16 protein-coding genes and 2 tRNA genes are annotated in these 15,153 nt (G+C 46.9%); 15 read left to right on the forward strand and 3 right to left on the reverse strand.

All coding sequences use genetic code 11. The features are described 5' to 3' along the window. The first annotated feature begins 101 nt into the window (after positions 1–101). From ABXS70_RS06315 to ABXS70_RS06375, 13 genes are all read left to right on the forward strand, one after another. Positions 102–1,028 (forward strand): ABC transporter ATP-binding protein, encoded by a 927-nt coding sequence (locus ABXS70_RS06315; protein ID WP_366294796.1) that lies wholly within the window; start codon positions 102–104, stop codon positions 1,026–1,028. Next, a complete protein-coding gene (locus tag ABXS70_RS06320; protein ID WP_342552024.1) occupies positions 991–2,106 on the forward strand; it encodes an efflux RND transporter periplasmic adaptor subunit in 1,116 nt (371 codons plus the stop codon). Before ABXS70_RS06315 ends, ABXS70_RS06320 begins: the two co-directional genes overlap by 38 nt. Beyond that, on the forward strand, positions 2,106–5,024 hold the full coding sequence (locus ABXS70_RS06325; protein WP_366294800.1) for an FtsX-like permease family protein: 2,919 nt from the start codon (positions 2,106–2,108) through the stop codon (positions 5,022–5,024). Before ABXS70_RS06320 ends, ABXS70_RS06325 begins: the two co-directional genes overlap by 1 nt. 2 nt (positions 5,025–5,026) lie before the next feature. Continuing rightward, on the forward strand, positions 5,027–5,890 hold the full coding sequence (locus ABXS70_RS06330; protein ID WP_342552022.1) for an ABC transporter ATP-binding protein: 864 nt from the start codon (positions 5,027–5,029) through the stop codon (positions 5,888–5,890). A gap of 21 nt (positions 5,891–5,911) precedes the next feature. Next, the gene (locus ABXS70_RS06335) at positions 5,912–7,372 is read left to right on the forward strand and encodes an extracellular solute-binding protein (protein WP_342552021.1); all 1,461 of its coding nucleotides are present in this window, start codon (positions 5,912–5,914) and stop codon (positions 7,370–7,372) included. Positions 7,373–7,540: 168 nt separating this feature from the next. Continuing rightward, positions 7,541–7,708 carry a hypothetical protein gene (locus ABXS70_RS06340; RefSeq protein WP_342556491.1) on the forward strand — a complete coding sequence of 56 codons (168 nt, stop codon included), beginning with the start codon at positions 7,541–7,543 and terminating at the stop codon, positions 7,706–7,708. A 69-nt stretch (positions 7,709–7,777) separates the two neighbouring features. Continuing rightward, positions 7,778–7,851, forward strand: a tRNA-Met gene (locus tag ABXS70_RS06345). A 57-nt stretch (positions 7,852–7,908) separates the two neighbouring features. Next, a tRNA-Ile gene (locus ABXS70_RS06350) sits at positions 7,909–7,982 on the forward strand. Between the two features lie 198 nt (positions 7,983–8,180). Next, the gene (locus tag ABXS70_RS06355; RefSeq protein ID WP_342552020.1) at positions 8,181–8,606 is read left to right on the forward strand and encodes a hypothetical protein; all 426 of its coding nucleotides are present in this window, start codon (positions 8,181–8,183) and stop codon (positions 8,604–8,606) included. 300 nt (positions 8,607–8,906) lie between these two features. Beyond that, positions 8,907–10,457, forward strand: a complete 1,551-nt coding sequence (locus ABXS70_RS06360) for an SAM-dependent methyltransferase (RefSeq protein ID WP_342556397.1) — start codon at positions 8,907–8,909, stop codon at positions 10,455–10,457. Positions 10,458–10,587: 130 nt separating this feature from the next. Beyond that, positions 10,588–10,767: a hypothetical protein gene (locus ABXS70_RS06365; RefSeq protein ID WP_342552019.1), complete on the forward strand. Its 180-nt coding sequence runs from the start codon at positions 10,588–10,590 to the stop codon at positions 10,765–10,767. Positions 10,768–10,919: 152 nt separating this feature from the next. Beyond that, positions 10,920–11,042 (forward strand): YjcZ family sporulation protein, encoded by a 123-nt coding sequence (locus tag ABXS70_RS06370; RefSeq protein ID WP_342552018.1) that lies wholly within the window; start codon positions 10,920–10,922, stop codon positions 11,040–11,042. A gap of 156 nt (positions 11,043–11,198) precedes the next feature. Next, positions 11,199–11,528: a DUF1904 family protein gene (locus ABXS70_RS06375; protein ID WP_342552017.1), complete on the forward strand. Its 330-nt coding sequence runs from the start codon at positions 11,199–11,201 to the stop codon at positions 11,526–11,528. A gap of 97 nt (positions 11,529–11,625) precedes the next feature. On the opposite strand, the gene ABXS70_RS06380 is transcribed toward ABXS70_RS06375, so the two are convergent. Beyond that, entirely contained in the window at positions 11,626–12,258 is a 633-nt protein-coding gene (locus ABXS70_RS06380; protein ID WP_366294806.1) for a hypothetical protein, read from the reverse strand. A gap of 164 nt (positions 12,259–12,422) precedes the next feature. Next, positions 12,423–12,614 carry a DUF6199 family natural product biosynthesis protein gene (locus ABXS70_RS06385; protein WP_342552015.1) on the reverse strand — a complete coding sequence of 64 codons (192 nt, stop codon included), beginning with the start codon at positions 12,612–12,614 and terminating at the stop codon, positions 12,423–12,425. Between the two features lie 271 nt (positions 12,615–12,885). Between ABXS70_RS06385 and ABXS70_RS06390 the strand changes: the two genes are divergently transcribed. Both ABXS70_RS06390 and ABXS70_RS06395 read left to right on the forward strand, forming a co-directional pair. Further along, complete coding sequence (locus ABXS70_RS06390) at positions 12,886–14,034, forward strand: ATP-binding protein (RefSeq protein WP_342552014.1); 1,149 nt, start codon at positions 12,886–12,888, stop codon at positions 14,032–14,034. 111 nt (positions 14,035–14,145) lie between these two features. Beyond that, positions 14,146–14,628 (forward strand): NucA/NucB deoxyribonuclease domain-containing protein, encoded by a 483-nt coding sequence (locus tag ABXS70_RS06395; RefSeq protein ID WP_342552013.1) that lies wholly within the window; start codon positions 14,146–14,148, stop codon positions 14,626–14,628. A gap of 236 nt (positions 14,629–14,864) precedes the next feature. Here the strand turns inward: ABXS70_RS06395 and ABXS70_RS06400 are convergent, their stop codons facing one another. Next, a complete protein-coding gene (locus ABXS70_RS06400) occupies positions 14,865–15,089 on the reverse strand; it encodes a hypothetical protein (protein WP_342552012.1) in 225 nt (74 codons plus the stop codon). Between the last annotated feature and the right edge of the window lie 64 nt (positions 15,090–15,153).

Here is a 15,153-nt window from a genome sequence, read left to right on the forward strand (position 1 = left end):
CAGTCGTTTATAATTCAGTGTAGGATGGAACAGATTTCTAGTTTTAGGGCGCATGAAGGAAATGCGCGGCATAACAAGAGAGGATGAGCGTGATTGCTGGCATGAAAAAGTTATTTTCAAGGAAAAGAACTGCCAAGAGCCAATCGGGTGATGAACGCGAACAGGAGCAACCTAAGCTGGAGAAAAGGGCTGCATTGGAAGAACCTTCGTACATAACGGAGCCCGAGCCTCTAAGCGCGGAAGCACTCACGCCAGATGAGGTATCTGCTATGGAGGAGTCTGCAGCGGCTGCAGCCATAGAGGAAACACCCCAGAAGACCAAAGATAAGCCGAGAAAGGAACTGCTGCCTCCGTATGATGGACCCGTGTTGGAAGTACGTAATGTTCATCGCAGCTTTCAGACAGGCAGTCGTATCATTCATGTGCTCAAAGGCATTGATATGGAAGTAAAGCCGCAGCAGCTTGTAATGCTGAAAGGACGGTCTGGATCAGGTAAAACAACACTGCTGAACATGCTGGGCGGACTTGACCAGCCTTCCAGCGGAGAGATTTTATTTTCCGGACAACCTCTTCAGGATTGGGGGGATCAGCGGCGAACCGCTTTGCGGCGCAGGGAGATTGGTTTTATTTTTCAGGCGTATGCACTTATGCCCTTATTGTCTGCATGGGAAAATGTAGAGCTTTCGCTCCGCATGGCGGATGTACCGCGATCGGAATGGAAAGAAAGAGTGGGTCATTGTCTGGATTTAGTTGGACTGACCAAACGGGTGAAGCACCGGCCTTTTGAAATGTCCGGGGGGAGCAGACGGGTGGCTATTGCCAAAGCCATTGCACACAGACCCCGTTTGCTGCTTGCGGATGAGCCAACGGCCGAGCTGGATTCCAAGATGGGCGCACAGGTTATGGCTGTGTTCCGCAATATCATTGAAGTAGAACAAGTAACGATATGTATGACTACACACGATCCTACAATTTTGGAGGTTGCGGACCATGTTTATGAAATGGCGGACGGCAGATTTCTCAAGTAAAGGTGCCGTTCGAAAGAAGGGGAAACGCGCAGCTTTTATTGTACTTGGTGCAGTACTCGCTGCCGCAATGTCAGGCTGTTCATTACTGCCGTCAGAGTCGGAGGAAGAAGTGCTTCCACCAATAACACCGCCAACGATCTCCAAAAAACCGGAATATGAGGTTCGTACAGAGACGCTGGAGAAAAAGGTGAGCGGCAGCGGCAAGATGATGAGTCAGCGTGAAGAAAAGGTTTATTTTACGTTGGATGGTATGCACATTCAGGAGTTGAATGTGAAAACGGGGGATAAAGTGAAGAAAGGACAGGTTCTCGCTGTCCTTGACGTAACAAGTGTGGAGAAGGAGATTCGCGGCAAACGGCTCCAGATTCGCAAATCGGAAGTACAGATGAAGGAAACGCTGCGCAAGAAGGATGAGATGGACCCGGTGGAGTTTGAAGAAGCGACAATCGCATTCGAAGAACTTCGTCAGGAGCTTGCTGATCTGGAAGAAAAGCTGGGACAATCCACGTTGACGGCTCCATTTGGCGGTACCGTTATTGCGGTTCAAGTGGAGAAGGGCGCAGCGGTCAAAGCGTATGATCCGATTGCGACTATTGCGGATACGTCCAACCTGGTCGTGGCAGCCACATTTGCCAAGGAGGATCTGGAGAAATTTACGTCTGGCATGAAGGCTGAGGTTGACATCAACGGTGCTGGCAAAGTAGCCGGTAAGATCAAAGCAATGCCTACCGCTAATGCTTCAAGTAACAATAGCGGCAATGGCTCAGGTCAGGGTGAAGGTGGCTCACCTCCGCCGAAGGAAACGCTGGATCAATATGTCCTTGTTACCTTGGCGAAGATGCCAAAAAATGTAGAACGCGGTACACCTTTAACGGTTTCGATCGTAACTCAGCGCACCGAGAACGCAATTGTCATTCCTGTATCCGCTCTGCGCTCCATCGGTTCCAGAACCTATGTACAGGTCATCGAGAATGATGGAAGCAAGCGTGAAGTGGACGTTGAGGTTGGACAGCAGACATCAACTGATGTCGAGATTCTGAAAGGTCTGACGGTTGGTCAGAAAGTTGTGGGACGCTAATGGGGCTGCCATTGCTTCGACTGCTGTTCCGCAAAATGTGGAACACACGCTGGATGACCTTCAGCACATTAATCGGTTTAATTGTGGCGGTAGCGTTCACCGTCAGTATTCCAATGTATGCCGATGGTGCGTTGAAACGGGTTGTCGCGCAGACGCTGCAGGATAACAGTGAAGGTTTACCAGCAGGATCGCTGTTGATGAGTTATCAGGCACCCGGGGGTGCAAAGACCGATACTAGAGGACTGGATGAGGTGGATCGCTACATTCGTGAGGATGTTCCTCGCGACATTGGATTTCCATTTCACACGTATGTGAATTCGAGATCCATTCGCAGTGCAGAAGTCAATCCTGAAGATCCAACCAAAGTGGATGCAAGCCGCGTGCGGAGTATGACGCTGGGTACGATGAGCGGGCTGGATGCACAGGTGAACTATTCGGCGGGTGTCAAACCCGGGAATCAGGTCAAAGACGACATCATTGAAGCTGTAATGCTGGAAGAAGGGATGTACCGTAATGACCTGCATGTGGGAGATATTCTGGAATACCCGATATACAGCGGTCTGAATATTACGCTGCGTGTCAAAATAACCGGCTCCTTTAAGGCAGATGATCCGAACAGCCCTTATTGGGTTCAAGGCTTTGACGGTATGATGAATGGACTGTATGTGAATGATTCCGTTTTCAATGATGTATTACTCAAGGAAAAGGGCATTCCGCTTCAGAATTCACGCTGGTATTATGCGTTTGACCTGAAAGAGATTCAAACCAGTCAGCTGTCCGGCATAAGCTCTGTACTGGAGCGGCTGGATATTGATTTGTATCAGCGGCTGAAAGATACCAAAGTTGATATTACCTTCGGTGATCTGCTCAAGCAGTTCCGCAGTCAGAGTCTGCAGCTGCAGACAATGCTGTTTACATTGGCGGCACCGATGATAGCAATGGTTTTTTATTTTATCGCGATGAATGCCAGACAATCCCTGCAAAAGCAGGAAAGCGACATTGCTGTGCTTCGCAGCCGCGGAGCCTCGGCTCGTCAGATCTTTTCGCTCTATCTGCTTGAAGGTATTTTCCTGGGAGCCATCGCATTGGTTGTTGGACCGCTGCTGGGATGGTTTATGGCCAAAAGTATCGGCTCGGCAAGTGGATTCTTATCCTTTGTCGATCGCAAATCCATTCCGATAGGGGTCTCCAAAGAAGCGGTTCTGCTTGGCGTGGCGGCGGTACTTGTTGCCATTATTGCATCTTTGATTCCAGCGATTACGTATGCACGAGCGACGATTGTATCTGCTAAACGGCGTCAGGCGCGTACGGACCGTGCGCCGCTGTGGCAGCGCTGGTTCATTGATGTTGCGCTGCTGGGCCTGGCTGGTTACGGCTATTACCTGTTTTATGAACGACAGATGCTGACGTTTCAGACGGGCATGACAACGGATCAGTTACAAGTGCAGCCGTTTCTGTTCTTTGTACCTGCTCTTGCCATTTTTGCGCTTGGACTGTTCTTTCTGCGTTTGTTCCCGTGGATTCTGAAGCTGATCCAGCTGATTGGCCGCAAGCTGCTGCCTGTTCCGCTGTATCTGACGCTGACGCAGCTGTCACGCTCGTCTTCTTCTTACTATCCGCTTATGATTCTGCTGGTACTGACGCTTGGACTTGGCGTGTATAACTCGGCTGCGGCTCGGACCATTGATTTGAATTCAACGGAGCGTACACTTTATCGTTATGGTTCGGATGTCATTATGCAGACGGTATGGGAAGGAACACCTGAGGTCAAGCCGGGAGGTTCCGGACAGGCCGGCGGATCAGGCGGCGGCCAGCAAGGAGGCAATGCAGGAGGTGCCGGTGGTGGTACAGGTGGAGGAAATGGCGGGGGAGGAGCTCCTGGTGGTAGCGGAGGCGGCGGTCAATCGCAGCCATCCAAAATTATTTACTCCGAGCCGCCGTTTGAAGTGTTCCGCCAATTAAATGGTGTGGAGCATGCTGCGCGTGTACTGCAAACAAAGGGCAACATTATTGTATCTGGTAAATCGGGCGGCCAAGGGATGCTGGTCGGCATTGATAATGTGGACTTCGCCAAAGTAGCCTGGTTCCGTAACGATTTATTCCCTGCACATCCGTACAAGTATCTTGATTTGCTCGGCAAATATGAAGGAGCTGTTCTGATCTCTTCGAAATTTGCCGACAAGTTCAAGCTCAAAACGGGAGACATGGTTTCCCTCGGTATACAGGGTCAGGCGATTGAATTTGTAGTGTTTGGCATTATTCCATACTGGCCTTCCCAATATCCGGATCAGATGCCATTTTTCGTGGCTAATCTGGATTACATCTACGATCAGGTACCTCTAATACCCTATGAGGTTTGGCTCAAAATGAAACCGGATGCCAAGGTCGCTCCATTAATGGAGAAACTTGCGGCAGAAGGTATCGAGTTATCCTCTGTCCGTGATGTGCGAACCGAACTGGTCACCCAGGGGAAACATCCTTCAAGGGGCGGAGTATTCGGCATTCTGAGCCTGGGTTTCCTTGTATCCGTGATTATCTCGTTAATCGGTTATGTGCTGTACTGGTTCTTTAACCTCTCGGGACGTGTAGTACAGTTCGGTGTGCTGCGGGCTATGGGGCTGTCGAGAGCACAGCTCAGCGGCATGCTGCTGCTGGAACAGGTATTTACGGCCGGTCTTTCGATCGTGCTCGGGATTGGTATTGGTCAGGTTTCAAGCAGACTCTTCCTGCCGTTCCTGCAAACGACAGACAATGTATCTGCACAGGTTCCACCGTTCCGCATTGTCTTTGAAGAACAGGATATGCTGCAGCTCTACGGCGTAACCGTAGTGATGCTGTTTATCGGAGCGTCCATGCTGCTCTGGCAGATTCGCAGGCTGCGGGTTCATCAGGCGGTCAAAATGGGAGAGGAGAGGTAAACGTGATCCAATGCGAAGGACTTGTCAAAATTTTTAAATCCAGCGATGTGGAAGTCGTTGCCCTTCAAGGTCTCAACCTGACCGTCAATCAAGGCGAGATGATGGCGATCATCGGCAACAGCGGCAGCGGCAAATCAACACTGCTTAACATTCTGGGCGGCCTGGACCGTCCTACCGCTGGCACGGCTGTTGTGGGTGACTGGGATCTGCTCAAAATGACAGATGCACAGCTGGTCGAATATAAACGGCATACCGTCGGGTTCATCTGGCAGAATAACGGTCGAAACCTGCTGCCTTATCTGACCGCGCTGGAGAATGTGGAGACACCAATGATTCTGGGAGGCAAACGTGATCGTGCCTATGCCATACAGCTGCTGGAATGGGTCGGTCTGAAGGATCGGATGCATAACAAACTGCATCAGCTGTCAGGAGGGGAACAGCAGCGCGTCGCCATTGCGATCTCTCTGTCCAATCGGCCAAAGATTTTACTGGCGGATGAACCGACAGGTTCAGTCGATTCGGAGACTTGTGATACGATCATGAACATTTTTCGCAAAATGAATAAAGAGCTTGGTGTAACGATTGTCATCGTTACCCATGACTTGACGCTTGCCGGCAAGGTAGACCGAATCGTTGCGATTCGGGATGGCCTGACCAGCACCGAATTTGTGAAGCGCAATCCAAATCTGGATGATGATCAGGGACTGTCTGAAGCAGGTGCTCCTGACATTCATGAAGCTTTTGTCATTATTGATCGTGCAGGTCGGCTTCAGGTGCCTAAGGAGTATCTGGAAGCCTTGTCGATCGACAGCCGGGCAACATTGGAGTTTGACGGTGAACGCATAGTCATTACACCGCCAAGATAATTAATGAGGGGGAAACAGGAAATGAAGAACAGGTTGTGGGGAAAACGTATGCTGGCCATCATGGCAACAGCGACACTGGCACTGCCGCTTATTGCGGGATGTACAGCCAGCGAGAATAAAGATAATGAGCAGCGTGTGCTGCGGGTAGCTACACCCTGGGGAGGACAGGATGACAGCTACTTCCGTCAGCAGTTCACAGATGCTTTTGAGCTTACGCATGGCAACGTTACGATTGAAATCGTACCCGCTGTAGATCAAGGCAGCATGTATGGTTATGGAAATTCAGAGGAGCAGCAGGAAGTACCGGATACGCTGGAGAGCTTAAAGAAAATTATGACTGGCGACAACCCGGTTGACGTCATTGTAGCGGATACATCCACGATCAAATCGTTAATTCAGGAGAACATGGTTAAACAGCTCGATCCGTTGATGCAGGAAGACAAGTTTGACACGAGCGACATCGTACCAAGTGTACTTGAAGGAATCAAGGATTTGGGAGATCAGAACATTTATGCGCTGACACCAACTTTCTCTTCTTCTGCTTTGTTCTACAACAAGGGGATGTTTGAAAAAGCGGGTGTTGAACCGCCAACGGACAACATGACATGGGACGATATCTTTAATCTGGCAACTCGCCTTACTAAAGGAGAAGGTAAAGATCACGTCTTCGGATTATCATTCAGCACGCATAACGGCGGCTCACCGTATTACTCTATGCAGCAGTACTACAACTCGCTGCAGTTGAAGGTTTTTGATGATAAGGCAGAAAAAATGACCGTGGATTCTCCGCAATGGGAAAAAGTGTGGAGTACGGTCAGCAAACTGGCGATTGATAAGGTCATCCCGAAAGGGGATGAGCCGCAGGATCAGGATCAAAATTCCAACGGACGTTACAATCCGATGCAGGGCGACTTGTTCCTAAGCGGCAAGACGGCGATGGCCATCGGAGATTACTATTACATCAATCAGCTAATTGATGCAAATAAAAACGCAGATAAAATGAAAGATTTTACGAAAGTAGATTGGGATGTAGTTACTCCGCCAGTTCATCCAGAGGCTCCTGAGATTGGGGGCAACATCTATCTGAGCAGTTTGATGGCAATCAACAGTTCAGCTCAGAACCCGGATGATGCATGGGAATTAATCAAGTATATGAACAGCGAGGATTGGGCGAAGATTAAAGCACGCAGCAGCTATGAACTGGTGTCCCGGAAAAGCTATATTAAACCTAAAGACGGTTTGGACTACAACGTTCAGGCATTCTATACATTAAAACCGGTACCGCCAACCAATACAAATCTTGATAAAATGTATCAGAAGATGCCTGGTCTGTGGCAGGTATCTGATAAAGGGATGGAATACTTTAATCAGGTGCTCGAAAATAAAAAGACACCGAAAGAAGCTTTAGGTGAATGGGCAGCCAAAGGGAACGAGATGTTAGCAAAGTTGAAAAAAGACCCTAAGACTACATTCCAACAATAAGTTAAAATTTGATCGGCATCAGCACACTCGTCATCTTCAAATTTGACCTCATCGTTACAGAAGAAATGGCCGCTGGAGATTTTTATGATCTCGGGCGGCTATTTTTACGAAATTGGGGTATTCTACAATTAACAGCAGGATATGAAGCCATTGGAAAGGACGAGCACGATGATGAAATGGGTATATTTCGGCAAGCTGTATACGACTAAATTTCAGGCAGGATGCCTGGCAAAAAGGCTGGAACAGGATGGCTGGATTTATGGACACAATGAGCCTGAAGAAGTCGAAGTATATCGTTCGCGGAAAGGTCGTTACGGCGTACGATTTATTCCCTGAGATTACCCCTTGACTTATTATGTATTAATAGTGTATATTAATTAAGTCGCTGTTTATTATTTTTAACGACGCGGGGTGGAGCAGCCCGGTAGCTCGTCGGGCTCATAACCCGAAGGCCGCAGGTTCAAATCCTGCCCCCGCAATATAGCTTTACCGGGTGATTACAGCGATCATCTGCACTGTTATATATTATTTGTCTAGGGCCCTTAGCTCAGTTGGTTAGAGCGGTCGGCTCATAACCGATTGGTCACAGGTTCGAGTCCTGTAGGGCCCATATTTTAGAACCCTTGCGATGCAAGGGTTTTTTTCTGTTTTCATAGACAATCAAGGCTGGATTATGGATAGAGTTAGAAGCTTACCTGGCCCAACAATTGCGGACATTTGACTTTTTTTCAACAAGGGTGTGTATGTCCATGCCAGAAGATGAGTCTCGCATATACTATCTCAATCCCATATATAGGAGGTAGATTTCATGACTCAATTAATTGATGCAAGAACCTCGCAAAATGCGAGTTTGGCTAACTCCATAGCCATTCCGATTCTCGTCATCAACACGCCTCAATTGTTTGGACAGATTGGTTTGGTGACAACAGCAGGGATCGGAGCAAACCCGCGGGTTCAATTTAAAGGAACGGTGACTCTGCAGCTTCCTTTGGCGCTTGTCGGTGTAACGATCACCGTTGTACGGGGAACCGCAGCAACAGATCCAGTCATTTACTCTGCAACATCCACATTTAATTTGAGCGTTCTGGCACCACAAGTCATTACATTCTCTGCCGATGATTATAATCCGCCAATTACACCACAATTAACGTATACGGCCTTTATCAGCACGAACTTGCTCGGTACTGTTCGTGTAGGCCCAGAGAACTTTGATGGTGTATTGTACTCTGACTAAAATAATATATGCTCATTGAGATAGAAGGCCAACTCCTCAGCTATGCTGTTGATGAACAGGGCTTCATTTACTCCTGCCTGCTTCGCTGTGAAGCAGGTTTTTTTATTATGAATAGTAAAAGAAGCAGCGGATGCAGTCATTTATTTTTGGGAAGTATGATAGACAATAGAGCAGAGATAAAATAAACAGGCATGAAGAAAGAAAAAGAGAAAATGGGCAGTATGATATAATAGTTTGTTACATAGGATAGGATGGATTTGGTCCTGTATTTATAGATAGAAAGTGGGTTTGATGCAAGCAATGACGGACAAAGAAAGCCGGTCGTTCCGGTTCAGCGAAGCGCCGCTCTGGGATTGGCAGAGGGCTTATTACGAACAGATGGGTCCCCAAGCCTGGGGGGATCGCCAGGTGCCTCAGTATATCACGAGCAATCCGGTGATTGCGACAGCGTATGCAGAGATGATTTTTGGCTTTCTGCAGGATTTGTCGGCTAAAGGCGAGCAGCGGGAGCCTGTAACTATTGTTGAACTTGGTGCTGGTGCTGGCAGATTAGCCCATCAGGTGCTCTGCAAGCTGTGTGCGTTGAACGAATTTGCAGGCACGGAGCTGCCGCCTTTTCGTTATGTGATGACAGATTTGGCTGAAGAGAATGTTACGGGATGGAAGGAACATCCATCGATGCAGCCATTTATCGAGCAGGGGATACTGGATTTTGCACGTTTTGACGCGATGAAGGATACGGAATTGAAGCTGGTTTTGACTAAAACGACGATCAAACCAGGAGATTTGCAGCAGCCGATGCTGCTCATTGCCAACTATTTTTTCGACAGCATCCCGCAGGATTTGATTTACATTGGGGAGGGACAGGTGTTTGAATGTGATCTGCTTGTTGAACTTCCGAAGTATGCAGCTGAGCAGAAACCTGCCGAGCTGCTGGAAAGTATGACACTGCAGTATACATATCGCTCTGTACCCGAATACAGTGCCGAGAACTATCCCTACTCTGAACTGATCGCGCTGTATCAAACGAATTTGGAGGATTCACATATTCTGCTCCCAAACGCTGGCTTGGATTGCCTCGAACGGCTGAGCAGGCTATCCCGGTCAGGATATGTACTGATTACTGCGGATAAAGGGGATCACCGACTGGATTACTGGAAATATGCAGAGCCGCCTGAATTTGCACTTCACGGCAGTTTCTCGCTGTCTGCCAATTATCATGCGATAAAATATGTGTTGGAACAGCAGGGGGCAGCTGCACATTTTACAGCACACCACTATAAAGACCTGAACGTTGGCATGATCTTAATGCTGAACAAACCAAAAAGCTATGTGAATACAAGGCTCGCCTATCATCGCTTTGTTGAGCGGTTCGGACCGGATGATTTCTTTAGTCTAAGAGAATGGGTGGACCATAAAGTGGACCAGATGGAGTTGAAGCAGCTGCTGGCTTTCTGGAGGTTGGGCGGGTACGATGCCGAATTTCTAATCCACGCTTCACTTCGATTCAAAAATCTTTTACCTGATGCAGGCGATGAGGAATTGTTTGATCTTCAATCGGGGATCAGACAGATGTGGTGCTCTAATTATATGATGGAATATCGGGAACAGACGGCTTTCGTTTCAGGGCAGCTGTTATTAGAGATGTTTATGTATGAAGAGGCCAAGGCTTTTCTGGAAGAAACACTGACTGCTCATCCGGACACACAGCAGATCGCGGTCCTGTATGATCTTGCTGTGTGCTGTTATGAGCTGGAACAGGAACAGGAAGCCCTTGTTTATGCTCGCCGTGTACTTGAATTGGACCCGATGCACGAGGAAGCTGCAGCGCTTTTGGCAGGGGCGGAGTAGTGTATGTTTAATCACCAGCTTGTTCAATCTATTCCATAAAAATGAAACCTTCTTTAGGACTTTAACGTATAATAAAGGGAATTCAATTCATTCAATTGTGAGGAATGACTAGGGAAAGGAGAGAGTTAAAATGAAAAAAGGTCTTTCGGTTGTGCTTTACCCGCTGTTTTGGATTCTGGGAGCTCTTTCTATACTTGGTGGAAATGGAAACAGTATCGGGAACATGGTCCTGTTCGGTAAAGATATTGCCACAGATCAAAGTTATGATGGACAAGCAATCTATGATCAGATTGAACGTAGAAATGGATGAGTACATAATAAGGCAATGAGCTGCAGGCTGGGCCATCTTTTCTTCTTTCTTTACCTGAGGATTGGGCAGCTGAACTTGCCGATTCGCCCGGTCACTTGCGAAAAACACGCATATGTTATGGCATACCTTGAAATTCAAAGGAGGCCAATCAAATGAGTCAAGTTGGATACGGTTGTGGCAATGTTGGTGGATTTGGCGGAGCGTGGACTTCGACCAGCGCAATCCTTGTTCTCTTCATTCTGCTCGTCATCATCACAAAATCTTTCTGGCTGTAATGTAACGGTTAGACGTGCAGGCATCAGCTCCACCAGAACTTTGGTGGGGCTTTTCTTTGTTCTGATGGGAATATGACATCCATAATATTTGACAAGTGAAAACAATGTGCTTAAAATCACATATGGAGACTACTAACAGAGATTGAAGGGATAGCAATGCCGTTTATACGATTCAAAGGATTCACGGGCCCCGAGCTGGAGGAGGTTGTACCTCAAATTACGGAACAAATGGCCTTGATCACTCATATTCCGCAGGAAAGAATGAAAGCAGAGCGTCATGACGTACAAGCCCTGACACCTTCCCCGGCGTCTATAGAGATTCTGATGTTTCAACGTGACCAAGAGATACATGATCGCATCGCCTCATCCATGCAGTGTATTTTGGAGAAGGCCAAACTGCCGGATGTACACATTTTTTTCAATATATTATCGCCGAACTTGTACTACAAAAAAGGCAAGCCGTTGACGGACTACAGGCTGGATTAAAAATATTTGTGATGTATTAAAAATCAAGCATATCAAGGAAATCAATCAAGATTAAAAGCTGCTTCCAAAGAGAAGCAGCCTGAGACGAGCAAAATATCTATGCGCGTCTTTTTTTTATTTTATGGAAGGGCCGGCTGGTACCCTGTTTGATCGAATAGCTGGAATAGCTGTGTATCAGATGATGAACAGTCAAGATCATAGCCAATGCGGCCAGAGATAGACATGCGGCTGCCCAAAGTGACTGTATGGGTCCAAGATATTGAATCGTGATTCCCGTCATGACCAGGCCGATGGCGGATACGGTATATTTTGAAAAAGAAAGCAGACTGTTTGCTTTCACTAAATCTTCGCGTTCAACCAGTTTCGGCCGGAGTTCCTCCAGGAACAGTGATTCCCAGTGCGATGCTGCGGAGAGTGCGACTGCGCCTGCAAACACAAGCACCATATGTAATGTCAGGTGAGGCAGGGAGAGAGCGATCCCGATGAGGAGTAGGGTCTTGATCAAAGGAATCCCAATAATTAGTCTGGACAATGCAGCGCGTTTCATTAGAAACGGGAACGCAAACTTGGCCGCTGCAAATGACCCTGCGTATAAGCAAAGAAACAGCAGTGTACCTGGAATGAATCCAGTTTGTTTGTATACAAGATAGGTCATGGTTGTGATTGAGACCACTTGTATAAGTGAGAGCAGTGTTCTGGCAGCCCAGAATGGATAAAATGCGATGTTCATACCAGATTGTCCTTTCTGAAACGATACGTCTGTATCCTCTATCTTACGGTGCACGCTGCAGTAACACCACAAACAAAGTTATCATTTTCCCGTCAGTACATGCCAAAAAGCCAGCTGAATAGGGCCAGCTGGCTTTTTATTTTTCAGCTTTTATCATTTGATGATTATGCCATGGCAAGAGTAAAAGCTATGAGCAGCATCAACAAACTGGACATTCGAACCATAGTCATGTAAGATTTGCTGGGTTCTGTCTCTCCGTTCACGATCCAGCCATAACGAAGAAACCAGCCAAATTTGGGAAAACACAGATTGATCATACATAACACCATAAATATAAAAAAGAGGGTTTTCATCATCGATCTTCCTTCCTCGTCAACCATTAACGGTCCTGCCTTCAAGGTTTAAGTCTGGAGTAAGTTAGATACTCAGCATTATGACGATGATGATCCAAAGTTTCATACTTTATCTGAATAACAGGCAGGTAATTGTGAATGGATAAGGATTAATATGATTAAGAACTATTACCCAAGAACTACATGGGTTGAATAACTGTGGTACAATAAAACAGATTGTTTTATATCAGCACATACCATCTGGAGTTAAGGATGTGAGATGGAGGAGGCAGACATGAGTCTATATAATCAACTCCCGATGCAATGGGAATTTATCATCTCGAAATTAAAATCCTCCCTTACGGTAGTTGACGCTACCTCGCCTGAGTTTCCGCTCATGTATGTAAACGAACATTTTACCAGGTTGACCGAATATACACATGAAGAGTCGATCGGCCGAAATTGTCGATTCCTACAGGGAGCGGATACAGATCCCGAAACCGTTTCACAAATTCGGGAAGCATTAAGCAAACAACAATCGATTAAGGTTGATATTCTAAACTATACCAAAAGCGGTCGGAAGTTCTGGAACGAACTGAATATCGATCCCATTTTTGATGAATCAGGAGCTTGCTTGTATTTTGTGGGCATTCAGTATGATATCTCTGAACGAAAATTTGCGGAACAGCAGCTGAAGACGGCTGCATCTATGGCTGAGAAAACGAGCAGAGGGCAGCTTGAATTCATTGGCAAGTTAAATCATGAGCTTCGTACACCTCTGAACGGCATTATGGGCATGATTGAACTGGCAGGAATGGGTGATATTACCGAGGAGCAAAAAGAATATCTGGAACTCGCACGTCATTCAGGAGAGGCGCTGCTGAATATCGTAAATAACAGTCTGGATATGGCAAAGCTGGGTCGAGGCAAAATGGGAGTGGAACACATTGAGTTTCAGCCATTAAAGATGATTCAGCAAATTGTAAAAACGCATGAGCCAGCAGCGATGAATAAACAAATTCGTTTATTGTGTCATGCTGATCTAAATATTCCTGAAGTGCTTTGGGGAGACCCGCTCAGACTGCGACAGGTGCTGGATAATTTACTGAGCAATGCGATCAAGTTTACGCAGCGGGGACAAGTGAAGCTTCAAGTGGATGTCAAACAGCATTCACAAGAGCAGACGGTATTGAGCTTTTCGGTACGAGACACCGGTATCGGTATTGCCTCTCATCAGATCGACCAGCTGTTTGATGCCTTTACTCAATCGGATATTTCACATGCGAGAAGGTTTGGCGGAAGTGGACTTGGGTTGACGATCTGTAAAGAGCTGCTGGAGTTAATGGACGGCAGCATTACAGTGGAGAGTGTCGAAGGCAAAGGAACGGAGTTCCATGTAACGGTGCCTTTTCTTAGCGGACATAGCATTTCCAATGCAGGGTAAGAACACAGAGGAAGCAGCCAGAAGGATCTGGCTGCTTTTTTATGTGGGAATTTATTGTTTTGCGAACTGGCGTTCTGTTATAATGCTAGTGTTACATGGGGGAGGTACATCATGAGTAAGAGACGCAGTAGAAGAGGAAGCAGAGGGAATCGACCATTTAAAGGAAAGCTTCTGGCGGTAGTAGGTATGATACTTGCTGCACTTTATGCATGGTCAGGTGGAGAATGGCCGCTGGACATCCCGTCTCCGTTCAAAACAACCGACAGGAATGCAGATCATACGATTACATTTCCGGCAGATCGGTATCCAGAGACAGCTGGTCATATCAGAAAAGCGATCAAAGATGGGCATTCCGATGTCTGTACCATTGATCGAAAAGGGGCTGAAGGGAACAGGGAGCTGTCACTGAGAGGGGTACCTGTCAAAAAGGGTAAGGATCGCGATGAGTGGCCTATGGCCATGTGTGCAGAGGGCGGGAAGGGGGCGGACATCCAGTACATTACGCCTAAAGATAATCGCGGAGCAGGTTCATGGGTAGGCAATCAACTAAGTACATATCCAGATGGTACACGAGTCAGATTTGTCGTGAAGTAGTACTGGTGATGCAGATGGAGAGTGTTTGCTCGAAAAAAAATTTAACGAATAAGAAAAACCAGACGCTGCTGACGTCTGGTTTTTTTGGATATAGTACTTGACGAAAGAAATCAAATTTCTCGCATCAGGTTATTTTAAGAATAGTTGGATTTCTGTTCTTTATTCGTTCAAGAGAGTTCGTCATGATTGTGATCTGAAGTATGAAGTAACTGGTGTATATAAATACCTATACGAGCTTATACGAGCTGCATTGTATCTAGATGGTGCGAGCGAAGAGTTAACAGGCGAGTGACATGTTCGACTTCGTCAAATGGAATCCACACATTTCCCTGTACAGTGCGTAAAGAAAGAATGGAGCTGTCAGCCGAACGCTCCGGGAAGCCGGTTACGGTCTGTCCGCTTGTGTTATGAACTATAATCTGTTGATTACGCTTAATGGCAATTTCTACCTCTTTTTTCATAAGTCATTGCTCCTGATTATAAGATGCTTACCCATATGTCTAAGTTTTCAATGGTTAATTTGTC

The organism is Paenibacillus sp. AN1007 (assembly GCF_040702995.1).
Taxonomy (GTDB): Bacteria; Bacillota; Bacilli; order Paenibacillales; family Paenibacillaceae; genus Paenibacillus.